Source organism: Rugamonas sp. DEMB1 (assembly GCF_029834475.1).
Taxonomy (GTDB): Bacteria; Pseudomonadota; Gammaproteobacteria; order Burkholderiales; family Burkholderiaceae_D; genus Rugamonas; species Rugamonas rubra.
This window is the reverse complement of sequence record NZ_CP122407.1, coordinates 4,555,793-4,577,857: the sequence shown is the minus strand read 5'-3', so window position 1 is coordinate 4,577,857 and position 22,065 is coordinate 4,555,793. Positions and strand designations below refer to the sequence as shown.

20 protein-coding genes and 1 pseudogene are annotated in these 22,065 nt (G+C 67.0%); 9 read left to right on the top strand and 12 right to left on the bottom strand.

Going from position 1 to position 22,065, the window contains the following annotated elements:
* The first annotated feature begins 132 nt into the window (after positions 1-132).
* On the top strand, positions 133-3,783 hold the full coding sequence (locus tag QC826_RS21080) for a bifunctional diguanylate cyclase/phosphodiesterase (RefSeq protein WP_279762296.1): 3,651 nt from the start codon (positions 133-135) through the stop codon (positions 3,781-3,783).
* Between the two features lie 179 nt (positions 3,784-3,962).
* On the opposite strand, the gene gbpA (QC826_RS21075) is transcribed toward QC826_RS21080, so the two are convergent.
* The 4 genes from gbpA (QC826_RS21075) to QC826_RS21060 all read right to left on the bottom strand — a co-directional run bounded on the left by gbpA (QC826_RS21075) (position 3,963) and on the right by QC826_RS21060 (position 8,226).
* Positions 3,963-5,372, bottom strand: a complete 1,410-nt coding sequence (gene gbpA / locus QC826_RS21075; protein ID WP_279762295.1) for an N-acetylglucosamine-binding protein GbpA — start codon at positions 5,370-5,372, stop codon at positions 3,963-3,965.
* Positions 5,373-5,509: 137 nt separating this feature from the next.
* Entirely contained in the window at positions 5,510-6,916 is a 1,407-nt protein-coding gene (gene gbpA / locus QC826_RS21070) for an N-acetylglucosamine-binding protein GbpA (RefSeq protein ID WP_279762294.1), read from the bottom strand.
* 164 nt (positions 6,917-7,080) lie between these two features.
* Positions 7,081-7,845: an exodeoxyribonuclease III gene (gene xth / locus QC826_RS21065; protein ID WP_279762293.1), complete on the bottom strand. Its 765-nt coding sequence runs from the start codon at positions 7,843-7,845 to the stop codon at positions 7,081-7,083.
* Between the two features lie 120 nt (positions 7,846-7,965).
* A complete protein-coding gene (locus QC826_RS21060) occupies positions 7,966-8,226 on the bottom strand; it encodes a hypothetical protein (RefSeq protein WP_279762292.1) in 261 nt (86 codons plus the stop codon).
* Positions 8,227-8,338: 112 nt separating this feature from the next.
* On the opposite strand from QC826_RS21060, the gene QC826_RS21055 reads away from it, so the two are divergent.
* From QC826_RS21055 to QC826_RS21035, 5 genes are all read left to right on the top strand, one after another.
* Positions 8,339-8,650, top strand: coding sequence for a hypothetical protein (locus QC826_RS21055; protein ID WP_279762291.1), 312 nt, complete (start codon positions 8,339-8,341; stop codon positions 8,648-8,650).
* Between the two features lie 248 nt (positions 8,651-8,898).
* Positions 8,899-9,321 carry a hypothetical protein gene (locus tag QC826_RS21050; RefSeq protein WP_093386546.1) on the top strand — a complete coding sequence of 141 codons (423 nt, stop codon included), beginning with the start codon at positions 8,899-8,901 and terminating at the stop codon, positions 9,319-9,321.
* Positions 9,322-9,332: 11 nt separating this feature from the next.
* The gene (locus QC826_RS21045) at positions 9,333-9,521 is read left to right on the top strand and encodes a DUF1653 domain-containing protein (RefSeq protein WP_093386549.1); all 189 of its coding nucleotides are present in this window, start codon (positions 9,333-9,335) and stop codon (positions 9,519-9,521) included.
* A 10-nt stretch (positions 9,522-9,531) separates the two neighbouring features.
* Positions 9,532-10,020: a CreA family protein gene (locus tag QC826_RS21040; RefSeq protein WP_279762290.1), complete on the top strand. Its 489-nt coding sequence runs from the start codon at positions 9,532-9,534 to the stop codon at positions 10,018-10,020.
* A 67-nt stretch (positions 10,021-10,087) separates the two neighbouring features.
* Positions 10,088-10,522 (top strand): hypothetical protein, encoded by a 435-nt coding sequence (locus tag QC826_RS21035; protein WP_279762289.1) that lies wholly within the window; start codon positions 10,088-10,090, stop codon positions 10,520-10,522.
* A 125-nt stretch (positions 10,523-10,647) separates the two neighbouring features.
* On the opposite strand, the pseudogene QC826_RS21030 reads toward QC826_RS21035, so the two are convergent.
* A pseudogene (locus QC826_RS21030) lies at positions 10,648-12,143 on the bottom strand (leucyl aminopeptidase).
* A 99-nt stretch (positions 12,144-12,242) separates the two neighbouring features.
* Between QC826_RS21030 and lptF the strand changes: the two are divergent.
* From lptF to QC826_RS21015, 3 genes are read left to right on the top strand one after another with little or no spacing between them, the layout of a single operon-like run.
* On the top strand, positions 12,243-13,379 hold the full coding sequence (gene lptF / locus QC826_RS21025; protein ID WP_279762288.1) for an LPS export ABC transporter permease LptF: 1,137 nt from the start codon (positions 12,243-12,245) through the stop codon (positions 13,377-13,379).
* Entirely contained in the window at positions 13,376-14,545 is a 1,170-nt protein-coding gene (gene lptG, locus QC826_RS21020; RefSeq protein WP_279762287.1) for an LPS export ABC transporter permease LptG, read from the top strand. The genes lptF and lptG overlap by 4 nt, the downstream gene beginning before the upstream one ends.
* A 14-nt stretch (positions 14,546-14,559) precedes the next feature.
* Positions 14,560-14,946 carry a sirohydrochlorin chelatase gene (locus tag QC826_RS21015; RefSeq protein ID WP_279762286.1) on the top strand — a complete coding sequence of 129 codons (387 nt, stop codon included), beginning with the start codon at positions 14,560-14,562 and terminating at the stop codon, positions 14,944-14,946.
* A 195-nt stretch (positions 14,947-15,141) separates the two neighbouring features.
* Here QC826_RS21015 and QC826_RS21010 read toward each other — a convergent pair whose 3' ends face one another.
* From QC826_RS21010 to QC826_RS20980, 7 genes are all read right to left on the bottom strand, one after another.
* Positions 15,142-15,786 carry a PEP-CTERM sorting domain-containing protein gene (locus QC826_RS21010; protein ID WP_279762285.1) on the bottom strand — a complete coding sequence of 215 codons (645 nt, stop codon included), beginning with the start codon at positions 15,784-15,786 and terminating at the stop codon, positions 15,142-15,144.
* Positions 15,787-15,932: 146 nt separating this feature from the next.
* Positions 15,933-16,694: a uroporphyrinogen-III C-methyltransferase gene (gene cobA / locus QC826_RS21005; protein ID WP_279762284.1), complete on the bottom strand. Its 762-nt coding sequence runs from the start codon at positions 16,692-16,694 to the stop codon at positions 15,933-15,935.
* A 19-nt stretch (positions 16,695-16,713) separates the two neighbouring features.
* The gene (locus tag QC826_RS21000) at positions 16,714-18,036 is read right to left on the bottom strand and encodes a sulfate adenylyltransferase subunit 1 (protein ID WP_279762283.1); all 1,323 of its coding nucleotides are present in this window, start codon (positions 18,034-18,036) and stop codon (positions 16,714-16,716) included.
* Positions 18,036-18,983 carry a sulfate adenylyltransferase subunit CysD gene (cysD, locus tag QC826_RS20995; RefSeq protein ID WP_409567680.1) on the bottom strand — a complete coding sequence of 316 codons (948 nt, stop codon included), beginning with the start codon at positions 18,981-18,983 and terminating at the stop codon, positions 18,036-18,038. The genes QC826_RS21000 and cysD overlap by 1 nt, the downstream gene beginning before the upstream one ends.
* A 60-nt stretch (positions 18,984-19,043) precedes the next feature.
* A complete protein-coding gene (locus QC826_RS20990; RefSeq protein ID WP_279762282.1) occupies positions 19,044-19,760 on the bottom strand; it encodes a phosphoadenylyl-sulfate reductase in 717 nt (238 codons plus the stop codon).
* A 10-nt stretch (positions 19,761-19,770) separates the two neighbouring features.
* Positions 19,771-20,367, bottom strand: coding sequence for a DUF934 domain-containing protein (locus QC826_RS20985; protein ID WP_279762281.1), 597 nt, complete (start codon positions 20,365-20,367; stop codon positions 19,771-19,773).
* Positions 20,360-22,048, bottom strand: a complete 1,689-nt coding sequence (locus tag QC826_RS20980) for a nitrite/sulfite reductase (RefSeq protein WP_279762280.1) — start codon at positions 22,046-22,048, stop codon at positions 20,360-20,362. Before QC826_RS20980 ends, QC826_RS20985 begins: the two co-directional genes overlap by 8 nt.
* Positions 22,049-22,065 lie beyond the last annotated feature (17 nt).

Genomic DNA, 22,065 nt, shown 5'->3' with positions numbered 1-22,065 from the left:
TTTTTGAAGGTGATTTAGAGCATGGCGTCGGCAGGCAAAATGGTCAAACAGCGGCAATGTGGTTTATGATCCTCCCACCATACGATGCCGCGATGCGAGGGCAACGTTTTCCCATTTGGCGCCCTGGTGTAGATGAATCGAGTCTCGACGAACCCTGATTTTGTAGCCGACGCCCTGCAGCTGATCGGACTGCCCGCCTGCGCCTGCGACGCCGGCGGCCTGGTCGTCGCCGCCAATTCGGAGTTGCAGGCCTTGATCGGCTTCGACGCCTGCGGCCAGGCGCTGGCCGAGCTGTTCGCCCGCCACGTGCGCGCCGACAGCGAGGCCCAGCTCGACGCCGTGCTCGGCGCCCACGGCGACAGTCCGGCCGAACAGCGCTGGAGCAGCTGCCTGAGCTGCGCCAACGGCCAGTACGTCGCCGTGCAGGTGTGGGCCAAGCCGCTGCCGGGCGGCGAGTTGGACGGCGCCACCATCGTCTTCAGCGACATCAGCAGCGTGCAGCGCGACCAGCGCGCGCTGCGCAAGACGCTGCTCGAGCAGCAGGCCATCCTCGACAACGCCGCCGTCGGCATCCTGTTCAGCAAGGCCGGCCGCATCCAGGAATGCAATCTGCGCTTCGCCGAGATGTTCGGCTACGCCCGCCACGAGCTCGAGGGCGGCCCGACCATGGTGGTCTACCCGTCCGAGGAGGAGTTCGCCGCGCTGGGCCGCGAGGCCACGCCGCCGCTGTCGCAGGGGCAGTCCTTCGTCAAGGAGGCGCGGCTGCTGCGCAAGGACGGCAGCCTGTTCTGGGGCCGCCTGTACGGCCGCGCCGTCGACCCGTCCAACACCGCCGAGGGCACGGTGTGGATCGTCGAGGACATCAACGAGCACCGCCGCGACGAGGAGCGGCTGCGCCGCGCGCTGCTGGAGATGCAGGCGGTGATGGACAGCGCGCCGCTGGCCATCGGCTTCCAGCGCGACGACCGCATCCTGCGCTACAACCGCCGCTTCGGCGAGTTCTTCGGCTTCGCGGGCGAGGAGGGCGTCGGCCGGCTGACCGCCGGCTTGTACCCGTCGGCCGAGGCCTTCCGCGCCGTGGTGCGCCGCGCCGCGCCGCTGCTGGCGCGCGGCCAGCCCTACCAGGCCGAGATGGAAATGCGCCGGCAGGACGGCTCGACCTTCTGGGCGCACGCCTTCGGCTACATGATCAACCCGGGCCGCGGCCAGCAGGACACCATCTGGATCTTCGACGACCGCAGCGCGCAAAAGCGCGCCGAGGAGGCCACCAAGCAGCTGCTGCTGGAGCAGAAGGCGATCCTCGACAACGCCTCGGTCGGCATCCTGTTCAGCAAGGAGCAGCTGATGTTGAGCTGCAATCCACGGCTGGCCGAGATGTTCGGCTACGAGCGCGACGAGCTGATCGGCCGGCCCGCCGCCGCCGTCTTCCCCTCGCCCGAGATGTACGAGGAGTTCGGCCGCGAGGCCGCGCCGCTGCTGGGCAACGGCCTGCCGTTCGAAAAGAGCGAGTACCAGTTCCGCCGCAAGGACGGCACGCTGATCTGGTGCCGCGTGCGCGCCAAGGCGGTCGACGACGCCCACAGCGACGGCGGCACCATCTGGATCCTGGAGGACGTCAGCCAGACGCGGCAAACGCAGATGGAGGTCGAGGCGATCATGACCAACGCCTCGGTCAGCATCCTGTTCACCAAGAACCGCGTCATCACGCGCTACAACCGCGGCTTCGCCGAGATGTTCCGCTACCAGGGCGACGCCGGCCTGGGCCTGCCCGGCCGCTCGCTGTACATCTCGCAGGAGTCCTACGACCAGCTGGGCGCGGCGGCCTTTCCGCTGCTGTCGGTGGGGCGGCCGTTCCAGACCGAGATCGAGATGCAGCGCCAGGACGGCAGCCGCCTGTGGGCGCAGCTGATCGGCTACGTGGTCAACCCGGCCGACCCGACCCAGGGCACCATCTGGATCATCGAGGACCGCACCGAGCAGAAGGCGGCCGAGGAGTCGCTGCGCAACGCCCTGTTGGAGAACCAGGCCATCCTCGACAGCGCGGTGCTGGGCATCTCGGTGGTCGAGGGCGGCTACAACCTGCGCTGCAACACCAAGATGGAGGAGCTGTTCGGCTACGCCCCGGGCGAGATGAACATGCTCAGCGTGCAGGCCTTCTACGCCGACCGCGAGTCCTGGCAGCGCGCCCGCAACGAGACGGCCGGCGACTTCCGCGCCGGCCGCGTCAACATGTCCGAGCACCAGCTGGTGCGCAAGGACGGCAGCTGCTTCTGGGGGCGCCTGTCGGGCCGGCCGTTCGACCTGAGCCAGCCGCACGGCCGCTCGGTCTGGCTGGTCGACGACGTGACGGCGCGGCGCGAGGCGGCCGAGGCGGTCAGCCGGGCGCGCGACGAGCTGGAGGTGCGCGTGCTCGAGCGCACCGCCGAGCTGGCCGGCGCCAACGCCCTGCTGCAGGGCGAGATCGTCGAGCGGCGCCAGGCCGAGGCGCGGGTCCACCACATGGCCTACCACGACAGCCTGACCGGCCTGCCCAACCGCGCCCTGCTGTCGGACCGGCTCGACCGCGCCATGCTGGCGGCGCAGCGCTCGGAGCGCCGGCTGGCGGTGATGTTCATCGACCTGGACCGCTTCAAGACCATCAACGACTCGCTCGGCCACATGACCGGCGACCAGCTGCTCAAGGAGGTCGCCAGCCGGCTGTGCCGCGCGGTGCGCGCCAGCGACACCGTGGCGCGGCTGGGCGGCGACGAGTTCGTCGTGCTGGTGCCGGGCATCCGCGGCGTCGAGGAGGCCAGCCAGGTGGCCGAGAAGATCATCGACGCGCTGGCCGCCGCCTTCCCGCTGGAGGGGCGCGCGCTGCACATCACGCCGTCGATCGGCATCTGCGTCTATCCGGACGACGGCGCCGACGTCGAGACGCTGATGCGCCACGCCGACGCCGCCATGTACCACGCCAAGGCCAGCGGGCGCAACAACTACCAGTTCTTCCACCAGACCATGAACCAGGCGGCGGCCCAGCACTTCGAGCTGGAGAGCAGCCTGCGCGGCGCGCTGGCCAACAAAGAATTCGAGCTGCACTTCCAGCCGATCATGGACATCGGCACGCGCCGCCTGCACGCGATGGAGGTGCTGCTGCGCTGGCGCCGCGCCGACGGCGCGCTGGTCATGCCCGACAGCTTCATCCCCATCATCGAGGAGAACGGCCAGATCGTGCCGATCGGCGAATGGGTGATCCGCGCCGCCTGCGAGCAGAGCATGTCGTGGATGAGGCAGGGCTTGGCGCCGGTGCCGCTGGCGGTCAACCTGTCGCCGCGCCAGTTCATGCATCGCGGCCTGATCGAGTCGATCCGCCGCATCCTCGACGAGACCGGCATCGACCCGGCGCTGCTCGAGTTCGAGATCACCGAGACGGCGCTGATGCAGCACGGCGAGCAGACCTTGGATATTCTGGGACAGATCAACAGCATGGGCATCCGCCTGTCGATCGACGATTTCGGCACCGGCTATTCCAGCCTGGCCTACCTGAAGCGCTTCCCGGTCAAGAAGATCAAGATCGACCGCGCCTTCGTCAAGGAGTTGGAGCAGAGCGCCGAGGACCGCGCCATCGTGGCGGCGATCATCGCGCTGTCGCACAGCCTGCAGCTGTCGGTGGTGGCGGAGGGCGTCGAGACCGAGGGCCAGTACGCCATCCTGCAGCGCAAGGGCTGCCAGTACGCCCAGGGTTATCTGTTCTCGCAGCCGGTGTCGCACAGCACCGCGCAGCTGCTGCTGCCACGGCGATGAGTGATGATACGGCCCTCGAGCGGCCCCGCCCGAACGCAGCCAAGCTAAGAAAACCCGGCGGCGTAAATCTAGGGTCAGACCCTGAGGGTCTGACCCTGGCTCTTTGCCGTTGGGTGGTTCTATGGCCGCCGGCGTCTTAACCGGGCAGCCCCATCAGGCCGCGCGTTGCCGGCAGATTCCTACTGCGCGGTCCAGGCGTCGCGCCAATTGCTGCCCACGCCGGGTTCGAAGTGGGTCGCGTGCGGGCTCCACTGCACGCAATAGCCGTTGTAGGGGAAGGGCTTGCAGACGTAGACCTTGCCGTCCTTCGGTTGCAGCACGCGGCTGCCGGCCTTGTAGCTGGCCAGGCTGTTCGGGAAGGTGTGGTCGTAGGCGCCGGCCGCCGCCTCCTCGCTCAGCTTGACGGCGAAGCTCTTCTGCAGCACCGCGCCGCCCGGCAGCGTCGCCTTCAGCACCAGCTGGTGCGGGCCGGCCTTGGGCTGGTTCAGCGCCAGCGCCAGCGGCGCGCTGTTGTTGTTCAGCGCGGCCGAGGCGTAGCCCTTGGCCACGCCGGCGCCGTCGTACAGGTAGGCGCCCAGCTCCATCTCGCCGTTGGCCGTCACGCTGAAGGCAATGCTCAACCGGCCCTGCTTGACGACGTAGGCGCTTTGCAGATCGGCCACGCTGAAGTCGGCGATCGACGGCGCCGTCTCCTTGTTGACCTGCACCTCGACCCGCGTCAGATTGCTGCCGGCCTTGGCGTAGACGGTGTTCTGGCCGTAGACCGGATGGATGGCGCCGTCCTGGCCGATCTGGCCGGCGCGCAGCAGCGGCTGTTCGGCGTTAATGCGGCTGGCCAGCAGGTGGGACCAGTTGTTGCGCTGGCCGTCGGCGGTGCTGGCGATGAGCACCTTGGTCTGCAGTTCGGGGCGCTCGCCGGCGGCGTCGAAGACGCGGCTGGCCACGCTGTCGCCGATGTTCAGATCGAGCGAGGGGTGGATGGCGCCGGCCTGGCTCCACTGCGGCGCCGGCGTGGCGCCGTCCTTGAACATCACGTCGACCATGTTGTAGAAGCTGTTGGGCGTGTCGCCGATCTCCCATACGCCGAGGATCACCTGGTAGCCGCTGCGCGGCGGCACCGTGCAGTTGTGGCTGACCTGCTTGGGCGGCTGGCGCATGCCGCCGTCGACGACGCAGAACGGCGTCGCCTCGAAGGCGGCGCGGCCAAGTTTTTGGTTCGGGTTCCAGCCGGCGCGGGTGATGTAGTAGCGCCAGTTGCGGGTGGCGTGGTTGGCGGTGAACTGCCAGCGGAAGACGTTGGCACCGGCCTGCATCTGGCGCTTGGTCCAACGGCTGCTGGTTTGCTCGTTGAGTTCGCCGAACTGCGCCAGGCCGGCGCTGGCCAGCACCTCGTCGGCCGGGCCGCGCGCCGGGAAGCCGGACGCTCCCTCGACGCTTTGCGGTTCCCATTGGATGGCGCCGCAGTTGCCGTTGCCGCCTTGTTTGCACAGCAGGTTGCGCGATTCGGGCAGGTCGATGAAGCCGTGGGCGGATGCGCCGGCGCTGGCCAGCAGGGCGCAGCTGGCGGCGATTTTGGTGAGATGATGCACGTCGGTTTTCCTCTAAAATTTGTGGTGGATGGCGTATCCGCGCGGCGGACGCGGCATTGTATTGCCCACCACGAAAGAGGGCCGTTTCGATTGGCTGAGCGTTGACCCCGCATTGCGGGGTCAGGCTGGCGGCGTACCTATTGCGCGTTCCAGGCGTCCTGCCAGTTGCTGCCCACGCCGGGTTCGTAGTAGGTGGAATTGACGCTCCACTGGATGCAGTAGCCGCTGTAGGGGAAGGGTTTGCAGGCATACACCTTGCCGTTCTTCGGCTGCAGCACGCGGCTGCCGGCCTTGTAGCCGGCCAGGCCGGTGGGGAACACGTAGTCGTAGGCGGCCGGCCCGGCGTCCTCGCTCAGGCTGATGTTGAAGGTTTTCTGCAGCAGCGCGCCGCTGCCCTTGACGACGGCCTTGAGCACCATCTGGTGCGCGCCCGCCTTGGGCTGGCTCAGCGCCACCGCCAGCGGCGCGCTGTTGTTGTTCAGCGTGGCGGTGGCGTAGCCCTTGGCCACGCCGGCGCCGTCGTACAGGTAGGCGCCCAGCTCCATCTCGCCGCTGGCGCTGACGCTGAAGTCGATGCTCAGATGGCCGTTCTGGATGACGTAGGCGGACTTCAGCTCGCTGACGCTGAAGTCGGCGGCCGGCGGCGTCTCCTTGTTGATCTGCACCTCGACCCGCGTCAGGTTGCTGCCGGCCTTGGCGTAGATGGTGTTCTGGCCGTAGACCGGGTTGATGGCGCCGGCCTGGTCGGGCTGGCCGGCGCGCAGCAGGGCTTGCTCGGCGTTGATGCGGCTGGCCAGCAGGTAGGACCAGTTGTTGCGCTGGCCGTCGGCGGCGCTGGCGATGAGCACCTTGGTTTGCAGCTCGGGATGCTCGCCGGCGGCGTCGAACACGCGGCTGGCCACGCTGTCGCCGATGTTCAGGTCGAGCGAGGGGTAGATGGTGCCGGCCTGGCTCCATTGCGGTGGCGTGCCGCCGTCCTTGAACAGCACGTCGACCAGGTTGTAGAAGCTGTTGGGGGTGTCGCCGATCTCCCACACGCCGAGGATGAGGTGGTAGCCGCTGCGCGGCGGCACCGTGCAGTTGTGGCCGACCTGCTTGGGCGGCTGCTGCAGGGCGCCGTCGACGACGCAGAACGGCGTCAAGTCGAAGGACGCGCGGCCCAGCTTCTGGTTCGGGTTCCAGTCGCTGCGGGTGAGGTAGTAGCGCCAGTTGCGGGTGGCGTGGTTGGCGGTGAACTGCCAGTTGAAGACGTTGGCGCCGGCCTTCAGTTCGCGCTTGCTCCAGCGGCTGCTGGTCTGCTCGTTGAGCTCGCCGAACTGGGCCAGGCCGGCGCCGGCCAGCACGCCGTCGGCCGGGCCGCCGGCGGGGAAGCCGGACGGCCCCTCCAGGCTTTGCGGTTCCCATTGGATGGCGCCGCAATTGCTGTTGCCGCCCTGCTGGCACAGCAGGTTGCGCGACTCGGGCAGGCTGATGTAACCGTGGGCGGATGCGCTGGCGCTGGCCAGCAGGGCGCAGCCGGCGGCGATCGTGGTGAAGTTGTTCACGTCGGTCTTCCTCTTCAACTAGCGTTGGATGGATGCATCCGCGCGGCGGCCTAGGCGGTCCTTCGGATGCCTGTGCGGCGCCCGATCCGTCCGCGCCGCTGTGCAGGATACGACATCGCATCCGGCGCCACTAGCTGTCAATGATGACCGTTTTTGGCGGCCGCTCAGTCCAGCGTGGCGATCACCGGGGCGTGGTCGGACGGCTGCTCCCACTTGCGCGGCGCGCGGTCGATCACGCAGGCGCTGCAGCGCGCCACCAGGGCCTTCGACAGCAGGATGTGGTCGATGCGCAGGCCCTTGTTGAGGCGGAAGCCGAGCGCGCGGTAGTCCCACCAGCTGAACGACTTCTCCGCCTGGTCGAACAGGCGGAAGGAGTCCTGCAGGCCGAGCTCGAGCAGGCGGGTGAGGGCGGCGCGCTCCGGCACGGACACCAGCACCTGGTCGGCCCAGGCGGCCGGGTCGTGCACGTCGCGGTCTTCCGGCGCGATGTTGTAGTCGCCCAGCACGGCCAGTTGCGGATGCAGCGCGGCCTCCTCGCTGAGCCATTGCTGGAAGGCGGCCAGCCAGGCCAGCTTGTATTCGTACTTGTCGGTGCCGACCGCCTGGCCGTTGGGCACGTAGGCGCAGACCACGCGCACGCCATCGATGGTGGCGGCGAGGATGCGCTGCTGCGCGTCCTCGTAGTGCGGATTGTTCTTGACGACGTCGCTGATCGGCAGCTTGGACAGGATGGCCACGCCGTTGTAGGTCTTCTGGCCGCTGAAGACGACGTGGTAGCCGGCCGCCTCGATGGCGGCGGCGGGGAACTTGTCGTCGGTCATTTTGGTTTCCTGCACGCACAACACGTCGACCGGGTTTTCCTCCAGCCACTTGAGCACGTGGGGCAGGCGCACATTGAGGGAGTTGACGTTCCAGGTGGCAATTTTCATGGGGTTTCTACAGACTGAATAGGGGATGGATGGGGGCGGGCGCGGCCGCCGCCGACGCGCTGTGCGGGTCGGCGCTGTGCGGATTTTACAGCAGCCGGCGGCGGCGCGACGGGCGCCGCCTCAGCGCGCCGGCTCGGCCCGGGCCCGCGCCAGCAGCCGCGCCAGCTTTTGCCCGGCATAGCGCACCTGCGCCTGGGTCAGCGCGGTGTAGCCGAGCAGCACCGCCGGCGGCAGCACGGCCTGGCGGAAGAAGGCGCCCAGCGGCTGCAGCGCGATGTCGTCGGCCTGTTCTTCTTCATCCGGACGGCGATCACCGCGCTGTGCAGCTTCGGCGCCGGCCGGCGGCTTGCATCCTGAGGGGCGTTTTGCGGCGTCGGCCATTCCCTTTGTTGTTGCCGCACGACAGTATCCGGCGGCCGCAGCCACCACGGTTGCGGCCGCCGCCACGGCGCCTCCCCGCTGCCGGCGAGGCGGCGCCGGCGCCGAGCTTTCCTTGTCCAGGAACAAGTGCCGCACCATTGCGCTAACGCGCGTCGGCGAATCGATCTCTGTGGCATTGTTGGATACGAGCATCTTTGCGCTGGCTGCGGCGCCCTTGGCGCTGGCGCCGCGCCACTCTGTGGCGGAGGGAAAAGCGGGCTCGGGCGCCGGGCGATTCGCTGCTATGGCGGTGGAACAACAAGGTTTTTCAAGCGGACGTTTTGATTTTGCTCAATTGTTTATAATTCTCGAGAATTTTGTGAAAAAACATGAAATAGGGCTGTCACAAATTGCCTTCCAGGCCATAGAATGTTGCAAAATCTAACATTTGCAAAAATAATTGCCAATAGTGCTTCCATGTTATCAAAATGGTACTAGAATCAATTAAACGCACTTGAAAAGCGAAATATACTTGTATCAAACAGGATTAGAATCTATATTGCCGTAGGGCAACCATTTAATTGACAAAAAAGATGCATTAACAGTGTTGTATCAATTCAATAAATGGTACTATTCGGAAATACTTGTGGTTTTAACAGTAAGTTCTGCGCAAAGCATTTGTAAAGGAAGAAAATGCGATCTGCATTTGAAGCATGGGCGCAGCGCGATGGACACATCGTACGCCGGCGCGAAGACAAGCCAGAGGAATATCTGGTGTTCGAAACTCAACGCCGCTGGGTGATCTGGCAGGCTGCGCTCGAGCATGGCAAAACGCCAGGCGGACGCAAGACCGCCGCATCCAAGGAGGCCGCCACCAAGGCCGTCGCGAGCCCGCGCTCGGGACTGCAGCGGGCGCCGGTGATCGACTCCGATCAGGCTGCCGTGCGCAATCAAGTCCTCAACGAGGTGCTTGACGCGTTCGCCACCCTGGACGGCGAGACCGGCATGGAGGACATCCTGAAGGTCATCCAAAGTTTGAAGAAGGCTAAAGCCCAGGGCAATATCGACGACGTGGTGGCCCAGCCAGTGCGTCCGAGTGCCCGTCAAACCAGCTGAGGACAGGCGGCATGCGATTTCGGCACTATAAAGGGGGCGTCTACGAGCTGGTGTGCGAGGCGACCCTGGAATCGGACCTCAGTCCGATGATCGTCTATCGCGCCGCCGACGGGTCCATCTGGACCCGGCCCCGGGATGTGTTCTTTCAATTGATCGAGGTCGACGGCGTGATGGTCCAGCGCTTCGCCCCGATCAATTGACGGCCGCCCGATGAACACCACGCGGCTGTGCCGCGCCATTTTTGGCTTGGCCCTGCTGGGCCTGGCCAGCCATGGTCGCGCCGAAAACATCGGTTCGGTCGACACCGCCTTCCAACTGCTCGGTCCCGACCACAAGGTGGTGGTCGAGGTGTTCGACGATCCGCGCGTGGCCGGCGTCAGCTGCTACCTGTCGCGCGCCAAGACCGGCGGCTTCAAGGGCGCCATCGGCCTGGCCGAGGACAAGGCCGAGTCGTCGGTGGCCTGCCGCCAAGTGGGGCCGCTGCGCTTCAACGGCGTGCTGCCGCAGCAGGAGGAGGTGTTCTCCGAACGCGCCTCGATCTTCTTCAAACATGTGCGGGTGGTGCGCATGGTCGACGTCAAGCGCAACGCGCTGGTCTACCTGGTGTATTCCGACCGCCTGATCGACGGCAGTCCGAAGAACAGCGTGACCGCCGTGCCGGTGCCGGCCGAGCAGCCCATCCCCACCAAGCGCAAGTAGGCGCCGTGCCGTTGCGCGCGGCGCTTCCCCGGCGCTTCCCCATCCCCCGCCCGCCAGAGGCCAGACCATGTACCGACTCGCCGCAATCGCAGCCCTGGCCCTGACGGCCGGCTGCGCCACCCTGACCGAATCGACCCAGCAGCAGGTGACGGTGCAGACCATCCTCGACAACCGCGAGGTCGGCGGGGTCGGCTGCGTGCTGTACAACGACGTCGGCAAATGGTTCGTCACCAGCCCGGCGCGGGTGACCATCCGCCGCAGCGCCGCGCCGCTGCGGGTCGACTGCAGGCAGGACGGCGCCGCCTGGGCCTACGAGAAGGTCGACTCCAAGGTCAACAGCAGCGTGTGGGGCAACGTGGTGCTGACGGCGGGCGCCGGCTATCTGGTCGACCGCAACACCGGCGCCGGCTTCGACTACCCGGCCACGCTGACGGTGATCCTGCACAAGGGCGAGGAGGCCGACGGCCGCGCGCCGCCGGCGCCGGGCGTGACGGTGTACTGAGCGGCGCGGCGGCGGCGGAGATAAAAATGGCGGCCAAATGGCCGCCATTTTTCATGGGCGTTGGCCGGCGGTGCCGGCCGTTGGGGCGCGCCGCCGTGGCGCCGCGCCCCTTTTCTGCCCGCCGTTTAGGCGCGCTTGATCAGGAAGTTGGCCAGCAGCGGCACCGGACGGCCGGTCGAGCCCTTGGCGCCGCCCGACTTCCAGGCGGTGCCGGCGATGTCCAGGTGGGCCCAGGTGTACTTGCGGGTGAAGTTCTCCAGGAAGGCCGCCGCCGTGCACGACGCGCCACCGGGCGAGCCGATGTTGCCCAGGTCGGCGAAGTTGGACTTCAGCTGCTCGTTGTACAACTCGCCGATCGGCAGGCGCCAGGCGGTGTCGCCGGCCTCCTGGCCCGCTTCCAGCAGCTCGGCGGCCAGCTTGTCGTGCGCCGCGTCGTGGCGCGTGAACAGGCCGCTGTTGTGGTGGCCCAGGGCGACGATGCAGGCGCCGGTCAGGGTGGCGATGTCGACCACGGCGGCCGGGTTGAAGCGCTCGGCGTAGGTCAGCGCGTCGCACAGCACCAGGCGGCCTTCGGCGTCGGTGTTGAGGATCTCGATGGTCAGGCCGTTCATCGAGGTGACGATGTCGCCCGGCTTGGTGGCGCGGCCCGACGGCATGTTCTCGCAGCTGGCGATGACGCCGATCACGTTGAGCTTCAGGTTCATCTCGCCGATGGCGCGGAAGGTGCCCAGCACCGAGGCGGCGCCGCCCATGTCGTACTTCATCTCGTCCATGCCGGGGCCGGCCTTGAGCGAGATGCCGCCGCTGTCGAAGGTGATGCCCTTGCCGACCAGGACCACCGGCGCGTCCTTCGGTTTACCGCCCATGTGCTTGATGATGATGAACTTGGGCGGCTGTTCGCTGCCGTTGGTGACCGACAGGAAGCTGTTCATCTTCAGCGCTTCGAGCTGCTTGCGGTCGAGGATCTCGACCTCGAACTTGTAGTCCTTGCCCAGCTGCTTGGCGGTGTTGGCCAGGTAGGTCGGGGTGCAGATGTTGGCCGACAGGTTGCCCAGGTCACTTGGTCAGGTCCATGCCCTTGGCGATCGCCACGGCCTGCGCCAGCGCCAGCTTGTTGGCGGCGCTGTTGGGCAGGGCCAGGGCCAGCTTCTTGACGCCGCTGGCGGCCAGGTTAATTCTTGCTCTTCTGGCCGTCGGTGCGGTAGACGGCCTCGTGGCCGGCCTGCACCACGCAACGGATCGCCCAGTTAACGTCGCGCTCTTTCACTTCGGCCAGCGGTAGTGCGATAATGGCGTCGCTCGCGCCCAGGGTGGCGAACACCTTGAGGGCGGCAGCCACGCCGGCGGCGAAGTTCTTCTCGCCGACCGTCTCGTCGCCACCCAGGCCGACCAGCAGCACGCGTTCGGCGGCGGCGCCTTCGACGGCGCGCAGCAGCAGGGTGGTGCCGGCCTTGCCGGAAATGTCGCCGGACTTCAGCGCAGCCGAGATTTCACCAGCACCGTCAAGCGCCTTGGCGGCGGCCGAAAGCTTTTTGTTTTCGAAAACCGCAACGGCGACGACGCCGCTCTTGGCCGTAGCGAGGGTGTTTTTTGTGTCGAATGCTTTTATGCTAAAGTCCATTTGGTTCTCCGTGTCGTGTACTTTTTTGCCTGGCCTTGCGGTGTATGGCCAGGCGCGTTACGCATCTTACTAACTTAACCGCCGAATTGTAAACTTCGAATGATTTTTCAACGCGCCCTACGTCGCGAGCTGGTCAGCGTCGCCGGGGCTACTTTTACGGTCCTGTTCAGCATTTCCGTCACCTGGACCCTGATCACCATCCTCGGCAAGGCCGCCGGCGGCAAGGTCGCGTCGAGCGACGTGGTGGCGCTGATCGTTTTCGCGGCCCTGAATTATCTGCCAACCATCGTCATCCTCACCAGTTTTATTTCGGTGCTGATGGTGGTCACGCGCAGCTACCGCGACTCCGAGATGGTGGTCTGGTTCGCCTCCGGCCTGAGCCTGACGCGCTGGATCGCGCCGGTGCTCAGCTTCGGCCTGCCGATGGTGCTGCTGACGGCCGTCCTCAGCCTGGTGGCCACGCCCTGGGCCAAACACAAGAGCAGCGAGTACGTCGAGCGCTTTGAAAAGCGCGAGGGCCTGCAAAAGGTCGCGCCCGGCCAGTTCAAGGAATCGGCGTCGAGCAACCGCATCTTCTTCGTCGAGGGCGTCAGCGGCAAGACGGCGGTGGTGCAGAACGTCTTCGTCAACACCGTCGACGAGCACGGCACCGCCGTCATCGTCGCCAAGGAGGGCGTCATCACCGCCGACGCCAAGGGCCAGCGCTTCCTGGTGCTGAAGAACGGCCGGCGCTACCAGGGCGTGCCCGGCCAGGCCGACTTCCAGACCATGGAGTTCGAGCGCTACAGCATGCGCGTGGCCAGCCAGACGCAGGACATCGTGTCCGAGATCGACGTCGCCGGCATGGCAACGCCGGCCCTGTTCGCGCTGCGCACCAACGACACCCGCGCCGAGCTGCTGTGGCGCCTGGCCTCGCCGCTGACCTGCCTGGTGCTGGTGCTGCTGGCCATTCCGCTGGGCTTCGTCAATCCGCGCGCCGGCAGCTCGGCCAACCTGATCATCGCGCTGCTGATCTTCTTCACCTACACCAACCTGGTCAAACTGGTCGAGGCCAGCGTCAAGCAGGGCCGCTTCAGCTTCGCCCTGTCGTGGTGGCCGCTGCACCTGCTGGTCGGCCTGGTCGTGCTGGGACTGTTCTTCTGGCGGCTCAACGTGAACCACCGCTACCACCCGCTGGTCCTGCTGGCATCGATCAAGCGGCCCCGCGCCTGCAACAAGGAAGGCGCCGCCAAATGAGAGTCCTACAACGCTATTTCGCCGTCTCCATCGCCCAGGCGGTGGCCTTCGTGCTGCTCGCCTTCCTCGCCCTGCAGGCCTTCATGGACCTGACCGGCGAGCTGCCCTCGGTGGGCAAGAACGGCTACGCCATCCAGCACGCCTTGTTGTATGTGCTGATCATGCTGCCCAGCCACGTTTACGAGGTGATGCCGGTGGCGGCGCTGATCGGCACCATCTACACGATGGCGCAGTTCGCCAGCACCTCCGAGTTCACCATCATGCGCGCCTCCAGCATGTCGACCGGCATGGCGGCGTGGATGCTGTTCAAGGTCGGCGTGGTGTTGGTCATCATCACCTTCATCTTCGGCGAGCTGATCTCCCCGCGCACCACGCCGCTGGCCGCCAAGATCAAGCTGAGCGCGCGCGGCGCCGCCGTCTCGGCCGAGTTCCGCTCAGGCCTGTGGACCAAGGACATCGTCAAGAGCGACGGCCTGGCGGGAACCATGGCCGGCTCGCGCTTCTTCAACGTGCGCGAGGTGCGCCCCGACGGCCAACTGCGCGACGTCAAGCTGTACGAGTTCGACACCAACTTCCGCCTGCGCTCGCTGATCCTGGCCAAGAGCGCGACCTACCAGGGCAACAACACCTGGCGCCTGCTCGAGGTGACCGAGAACCAGTTCTCCAACAGCGCGCTGCCACGGCCGGACAGCCAGGCCGACGCCGCCAACAACTTCGCCCAGGCCACCAGCGCGGTGGCGACGACGAAGAGCGCCAGCAAGGACCTGGTGACCGAGATCACGCCGAAGATCCTGTCGGTGTCGAGCTCCGACCCGGACCGCATGTCGGCCACCGAGCTGGCCGTCTACACCCGCCACCTGCAGGAGAACAAGCAGGAGACCGAGCGCTTCAAGATCGCCTTTTGGAAGAAGCTGATCGACCCGCTGTCGATCTTCGTGCTGATGGCCATGGCGCTGCCCTTCGCCTACCTGCACACGCGCAGCGGCGGCGTCAGCTTGAAAATCTTCGTCGGCATCATGCTGGGGGTCAGCTTCATGCTGGTCAACACCCTGTTCTCCCACCTCGGCCTGCTCAGCACCTGGCCGGCCCTGCTCACCGCGATCGCGCCGAGCGCCTTGTATCTGCTGCTGGCGCTGGCCGCGCTGTGGTGGGTGGAGCGACACTGACGATGGAAACCGCCATGAACCAAGCACCGCAACGCGCCTTGATCCTGTTCGCCCACGGCGCCCGCGCCGCCTCCTGGGCCGCGCCGTTCGAGCGCCTGCGCGACATGACGCAGGCGCGCATGCCGGGCACGCGCGTGGCGCTGGCCTTCCTGGAGTTGATGACGCCGCAGCTGTCCGAGCTGGTGGCCGAGCTGGCCGCCGCCGGCGCCGCGCGGATCACCGTGGTGCCGGTGTTCCTGGGGCAGGGCGGCCACGTGCTGCGCGACCTGCCGCTGCTGGTCGAGCAGCTGCGTAATGACCACCCCGGCGTGGCGATCGAGGTGGCCGGCGCGGTGGGCGAGGACCCCAGCGTGTTGAAGGCGATGACCGACTACTGCGTCGCGGCGGCCGGCGGCGCCTAGCCGTCGCGCTCTCCGCAAACCGCCGCCGTGCCAAGCAAAAACCGGTGGCGCCAATCCAGGGTCAGACCCTAGGGTCTGACCCTCGCCGACCACTGCTGCTCCCAGGTAGGCGAAAAAAAGCCCCGCGTGCGCGAGCAGGCGGGGCTTTTTGCCGTCCGGCGCCGCCTGGGCGGGAGCCGGTGGGCGGTGTTGCTGTTATTTGGCGCGGCGGCGGCGGGCGACGAAGCCGACCAGGCCCAGGCCGGCCAGCAGCATGGCGTAGGTGTCCGCCTCGGGCACGGCCGAGATGTGCGAATCGCGCGCGAAGATGGTCAGGTTGGAGAAGTTGGGCACCTGGCCTCCGTTGTTGCGCCAGTTGATGGTCCAGCTGCCGGCGGTGGCGGCGTTCTTGGCCAGCACCTGGTCGTCGAAGAAGAAGGCGTCGCTGCGGTTGGAGGCGTGCAGGGCGAACGCCAGGTCCAGCGTGACGGCCTTGTCGGCGGTGATGGTCCAGGTGCCGGTCTTTTCGGTGCCGCTGTTTTCGGTGAAGTCGATCTTGTAGCCGACGCCGCCGAAGTTGGCGGTGGTGTGCGCTTCCGCGACGCTAGTGCCGGTGACCTTGCTCAGCAGCGACCAGCTGCCGGCGCCGAAGGCGGCGCTGAAACCAGCCGTGCTGCCGTTTTGTGGGTTGACCGTGGAGACGACGCACTTGTCCGAGGCGCCGCCGCCCAGCTTGACGTCGGCGGTGCTCGAGCTACCGATCGACACGCCGGTGCAGGCGGCCGCCATGGCGGCGCTGCTGAAGGCGCTGGCGCCGAGGAGGGTGGCCGCCGTCAAGATCGATTTCATTGTGCTGTTCATCTTCAATTCCTGTTGTTTGTCGCTGCAAAAAATATGCCGCAACTGGCGGCATGCAATGTTCTAGTTGTTAATGGTATCACGATTATTGCTGTGGATAACATTTTTTTGATTAAAAGAACAATTGACGTGTTTAATTTGCAATGCAATCAGGCCAGCAGTTGGCGGGGCGCGTCGTGCGCGGCGGGCGCGTCCAAGGTTTGCCGGGGGCGGGCGCGCATCGCCTCGCCCAGCATCACCAGCACCGGGCCGTGGGTCTCGCCCAAGCCCTGCGCCAGGGTGCCCAGGGTCAGGCGCAGCACGCGCTGGTCGGCGCGGCTGCAGTTCTCGATCACCACCACCGGCGTGGCGGCCGGGCGGCCTTGTTCCAGCAGGCGCCGGGCGGTGACGATGGCCTCGCGCCCGCCCATGTACTGCACCAGCGTGTCGGTGTCCGGCACGGCGGTCAGCCCGGGGTGGGCCGGCGCCGTGCTGGAGGTGAAGAAGGCGACGCTGCGCGCCACGCCGCGCTGGGTCAGCGGCTGCCGCGTGGCCGCCGCCGCCGCCAGCGCGGTGGTGATGCCGGGCACCACCTCGACCTCGATGCCGGCCGCCTCCAGCGCGCGCAACTCCTCGTCGGCGCGGCCGAACAGCATCGGGTCGCCGCCCTTCAAGCGCACCACCAGGGCGCACTTGCCGGCCTGGTCGACCAGCTGCTTGTTGATGAAGGCCTGCGCCGTCGACAACTGGCCGCAGCGCTTGCCGACGGCGATCTTGACCGCCTGCGGGCACAGCTCCAGCATCTCCGCCGTCACCAGGGCGTCGTGCAACACCACGTCGGCTTGCGCCAGCAGGCGCGCGCCGCGCAGGGTGATCAGGTCCTGGGCGCCGGGACCGGCGCCGATCAGATAGACTTTTCCGAAGGCTGGCATCTGCGGCTCCTTTGCTCGCTCAGGCGCCGAGGCGGATCATGCCGGCGGCGACGGTCTGGTGGGTCACCTCGTCGATCAGGATGAAGGCACCGGTGGCGCGGATGTCGTCGTAGGCGTCGGCCGCCAGCGGCTGCTGCACGGTCAGGCTGATGCGCGCGATGTCGTTGAGCTTGAGGCCGTCGGCGCCGTGGCGCTGCTGGGTGTTGATGTCCAACAGCGACTCGATGGCGCTGACCTTGGCGGCGGTCTGTCTGGTGCCGTGCTTGATCCAGTACTTGCGGCGCTGGTCGAGCGGCTCGTCGGACATCCAGCAGACGTCGGCGTTCAGGTTCTTCAGCAGCGTGGCCGGCTGCTCGGCGCTGGCCAGCAGGTCGCCGCGCGAGATGTCCAGGTATTCGTTGAGCAGCAGCGTGACCGACTGGCCGGCGATGGCCGACTGGTGCGAGCCTTCCAGGGTGACGATGTCCTTGACGGTGGCGCTCTGGCCGGACGGCTGCACCACCAGCTTGTCGCCGACGCTGACCTTGCCGGCCTCGATGCGCCCCATGTAACCGCGGAAGTCGTTTGCCTCGTGGCCGTTGTGGCGCGCCACCAGTTGCACCGGGAAGCGGAACGGCGAATGGTGCGACTCGTCGTAGACCGACAGCGATTCGAGCAGCTCGATCAGCGTCGGCCCCTTGTACCAGCTCAGCTTCTCGCTGGCGCTGACGACGTTGTCGCCGCTCAGCGCCGACAGCGGGATCGGCGTGATGTCCTTCAGGCCCAGCGTGGCGGCGAACTCGCGGTAGGCCTTGACGATGCGCTCGTAGATCGCCTGGTCGTAGTCGATCAGGTCCATCTTGTTGACGGCGACGACGATGTGCTCGATCTGCAGCAGGTGGGCGATGGTCGAGTGGCGCTTGGTCTGGATCAGCAGGTCGACGCCGCCGTCCTCGCGCAGCTTGACCTTGGACACGTCGATCAAAATGATCACCGCGTCGGCGGTCGAGGCGCCGGTCACCATGTTGCGGGTGTACTGCTCGTGGCCCGGCGTGTCGGCGATGATGAACTTGCGCTTGGGCGTGGCGAAGTAGCGGTAGGCCACGTCGATGGTGATGCCCTGTTCGCGCTCGGCCTCCAGGCCGTCGGTCAGCAGCGACAGGTCGACGGCGTCGCCGACGGTGCGCTTGTGCTTGGAGCGCGACATGGCGTCGAGCTGGTCGGCGAAGATGCCCTTGCTGTCGAACAGCAGGCGGCCGATCAGGGTGCTCTTGCCGTCGTCGACGGAGCCGGCGGTGATGAAGCGCAGCAGGCCCGAGAGCGCGTCCGGGTTGGCGGGTTGGGTTGGGTTGAGTGCGTTCATCAGAAGTATCCTGCCTTTTTACGTTTTTCCATCGACGCTTCGGAGGTCTGGTCGTCCATCCGGGTGGCGCCGCGTTCGGTGATCTGGGTGATGGCCGTCTCGGCGATGATCGCCTCGACCGTGGCGGCGTCCGACGACACCGGGCAGGTGCAGGAGATGTCGCCGACGGTGCGGAAGCGCACGGTCTGGGTCTCGACGGTCTCGCCCTCGCGCGGCGGGGTCAGGTCGGTCAGCGGCACCAGCAGGCCGTTGCGCGGGATCACCTGGCGCTCATGGGCGAAGTAGATCGGCGGCAGTTCCAGCTTCTCGCGGGCGATGTACAGCCACACGTCGAGCTCGGTCCAGTTGGAGATCGGGAAGACGCGCATGTTCTCGCCCGGGTGGACGCGGGTGTTGTACAGGTCCCACAGCTCGGGGCGCTGGGATTTCGGGTCCCACTGGCCGAACTCGTCGCGGAAGGAGAAGATGCGCTCCTTGGCGCGGGCCTTCTCCTCGTCGCGGCGGGCGCCGCCGATGCAGGCGTCGAACTTGTGCTCGGCGATGGTCTCGAGCAGGGTGACGGCCTGGGCGGCGTTGCGCGAGTCGGTTTGCGGGTTGCGCAGGCGCACCGTGCCGCGCCGGATCGAGTCCTCGACCGAGCCGACGATCAGGCGCTCGCCCAGTTCGGCGACGCGCTTGTCGCGGAAGGTGATCACCTCGGCGAAGTTGTGGCCGGTGTCGACGTGCACCAGGGGGAAGGGGAACTTGCCGGGGCGGAAGGCCTTCTCGGCCAGGCGCAGCAGCACCACCGAGTCCTTGCCGCCGGAGAACAGCAGGGCCGGGTTGGCGCATTCGGCCGCCACCTCGCGCAGGATGTGGATGGCTTCCGATTCGAGCACGTCGAGGTGGCGCGCGTTCATGTCGCCGAGGCCGAAGGTGGCCGGTTGTTGAGCAGCTGGAGCGTTCATTGGACTGTGCCTATCGTCTTGTAGATGTTGTTGTCAGCGGGCTGGCGCCCGGGTCTCTTGTTATGCGGCAACGGACTTGATGCGGATCAGTTTGCCGTCGACCATGTGCAGGCCGCACTCCTTGGAGTCCGGGTTCTCCCACCACCAGCGGCCGGCGCGCACGTCCTCGCCCGGCTCGACGGCGCGGGTGCAGGGGGCGCAGCCGATCGAGGGGTAGCCCTGGTCGTGCAGCGCGTTGTAGGGCACGCCACGGTCGCGGATATAGTTCCACACGTCCTGCTCGGACCAGTCGGCCAGCGGATTGAACTTGACCATGCCGTGGGCCGGGTCGTCCTCTTGCACATGCAGTTCGGCGCGGGTGCTCGACTGGGCGCGGCGCTGGCCGGTGATCCAGGCGCGCTGGCCGGCGAGGGCGCGGCCGAGCGGCTCGACCTTGCGCACGCGGCAGCATTCGCGGCGCATCTCGACGCTGTTGTAGAAGGCGTTCAGGCCGTTCTGCGCGACGTAGGCCTCGACCGCCTCGGGCTGCGGGCGGTACAGCGCGACCCGGTAGCCGTAGTGCGACTCGATGCGCTCGATCATGTCCAGCGTCTCCGGGTGCAGGCGGCCGGTCTCCAGCGAGAAGATGCCGATCGGCAGCTTGGCGCGCAGGATCAGGTCGGTCAGCACCATGTCCTCGGCGGCCAGGCTGGAGGCGAACACGGCGGGCGTGAAGTCGGCGGCGATGCCTTGCAGCGTGGCTTCGGTGGCGGCGATCAGGGTGGTCAGGTCGTCCATGGCGTCTCCCTTAGATGCCCGAGCCGGCATCGCTGCCGTCGGGGCGCACGTCGCGCGGCTGGCGGCGGAACAGCGGCTGCTTCTGGTCGACCGAGGCCTGGTAGGTCTCGGAGAAGTCGGACAGGCCCTTCAGCGCCTCGTGGATGTCGCGGTCGGGGCGGGTGGCGTAGGCGTCGAAGCCGACCCGCTGCATCGAGAACAACTGGTCGCGCAGCACGTCGCCGATGGCGCGCAGCTCGCCGGCGTAGCCCAGGCGGCTGCGCAGGTTGTAGGCGATCGAGTAGCCGCGGCCGTCGGTGAACTTGGGGAAGTCGACCGCCACCAGGGCGAACTTGGCCAGGTCGTCCTTGATCGCTTCCGGCCGCTCGTCGCTGGCCAGCCAGACGGCGATCTCTCCGGCGGCGACGCGACCGGCCAGGGCGGCGCCCTGCGCCTGCCACACCGGCAGCGGCAGGATCACCTTGCCGGCGGGGATGGCGAGGCCGGCCGGGTCTTGTGCTTCGGCACCTTCCGCGGCGCCCTCGGCGAGCTCGAGGCGCAGCACCTGCCAGTCGTCCTCGACCACGCTGCGCTGCTTGATGATCAGGTTTTTCTTTGCTTCAGACATATTCATCCTCACCCACCAGTTGGCCCGCCTTGATCGGCGTGGCGTACACATGTTCCTTGAACGGCGCGATGCCCAGGCGCTGCGCGGTGGCGGCGAAAGGTTCGTCCTCGTAGCGCTCGCGCACATACACCTCGAGCAGGCGGCCGATCACCTCCGGCATCTGCAGCGAGGAGAACGAGGGGCCGATGATCTTGCCGATGGCCGCGTGCTTGCCCTGGGCGCCGCCGATCGACACTTGATACCATTCGCTGCCGTCCTTGTCGACGCCGAGCACGCCGATGCTGCCGACGTGGTGGTGGCCGCAGGCGTTGATGCAGCCCGAGATGTTCAGTTCGATCTCGCCGATGTCGTGCTGGAAGTCGATGTTGTCGAAACGCTCGGCGATGGCGGCGGCGATCGGCAGCGACTTGGCGTTGGCCAACGAGCAGAAGTCGCCGCCGGGGCAGCAGATCATGTCGGTCAGCAGGCCGATGTTGGGCGTGGCCAGGCCGTGCGCCTTGGCTTCTTGCCACAGTTGGAACAGCAGCGACTGCTCGACGTCGGCCAGCACCAGGTTCTGCTCGTGGGTCACGCGCAGTTCGCCGAAGCAATAGCGGTCGGCCAACTCGGCGACGAAGTCCATCTGCTCGGCGGTGGCGTCGCCCGGCGGCACGCCGGTTTTCTTCAGCGACAGCACCACGGCGGCGTAGCCCGGCCGCTTGTGCGGCTTGACGTTGCGCTTGAGCCAGTTGCTGTAGGCCTTGTTGTCGGCGTGCAGGGCGGCCGGCTCGATGGCGGCCAGATCCTTGTAGGCGGGCGGCACGAAGTAGGCGCTCACCCGGGCCATTTCCTCGGCGGTCAGCGTTTCCAGGCCGTCCTTCAGGTCGACCCATTCGGCCTCGACCTGGCGGGTGAACTCCTCCACGCCCAGCGCCTTCAACAGGATCTTGATGCGGGCCTTGTACTTGTTGTCGCGGCGGCCGTACTGGTTGTAGACGCGCATCACCGCCTCGGTGTAGGTGAGCAGGTGCTGCCACGGCAGGAACTCGCGGATCACGCTGCCCAGGATGGGCGTGCGGCCCATGCCGCCGCCGGCCATGAACTTGAAGCCGACCTCGCCGTCCGCGTTGCGCACCACCGTCAGGCCGATGTCGTGCACGGCGATGGCGGCGCGGTCCTCCTCGGCGCCGTTGATGGCGACCTTGAACTTGCGCGGCAGGGCGATGAACTCGGGGTGGAAGGTGCTCCACTGGCGCAATATCTCGGCGAAGGGGCGCGGATCGATGATCTCGTCGGCGGCCACGCCGGCGTAGGGGTCGGAGGTGGTGTTGCGGATGCAGTTGCCGGAGGTCTGGATGGCGTGCATCTCCACCGAGGCCAGCTCGCTCAGGATGTCCGGCGTCTGCTCCAGGTTGATCCAGTTGAACTGGATGTTCTGCCGCGTGGTGAAGTGGCCGTAGCCGCGGTCGTACTTGCGGGCGATGTGGGCGAACATGCGCATTTGCTTGGACGACAGCAGGCCGTAGGGCACGGCGATGCGCAACATGTAGGCGTGGCGCTGCATGTACAGACCGTTTTGCAGGCGCAGGGGCAGGAATTCGGCTTCGCTCAGCTCGTCGCTGAGGCGGCGGCGCACTTGGTCGCGGTACTGGGCGATGCGCTCGCGCACGATGAGGTGGTCGTACTGGTCGTAATGGTACATATCGTTCCTAAAATGGT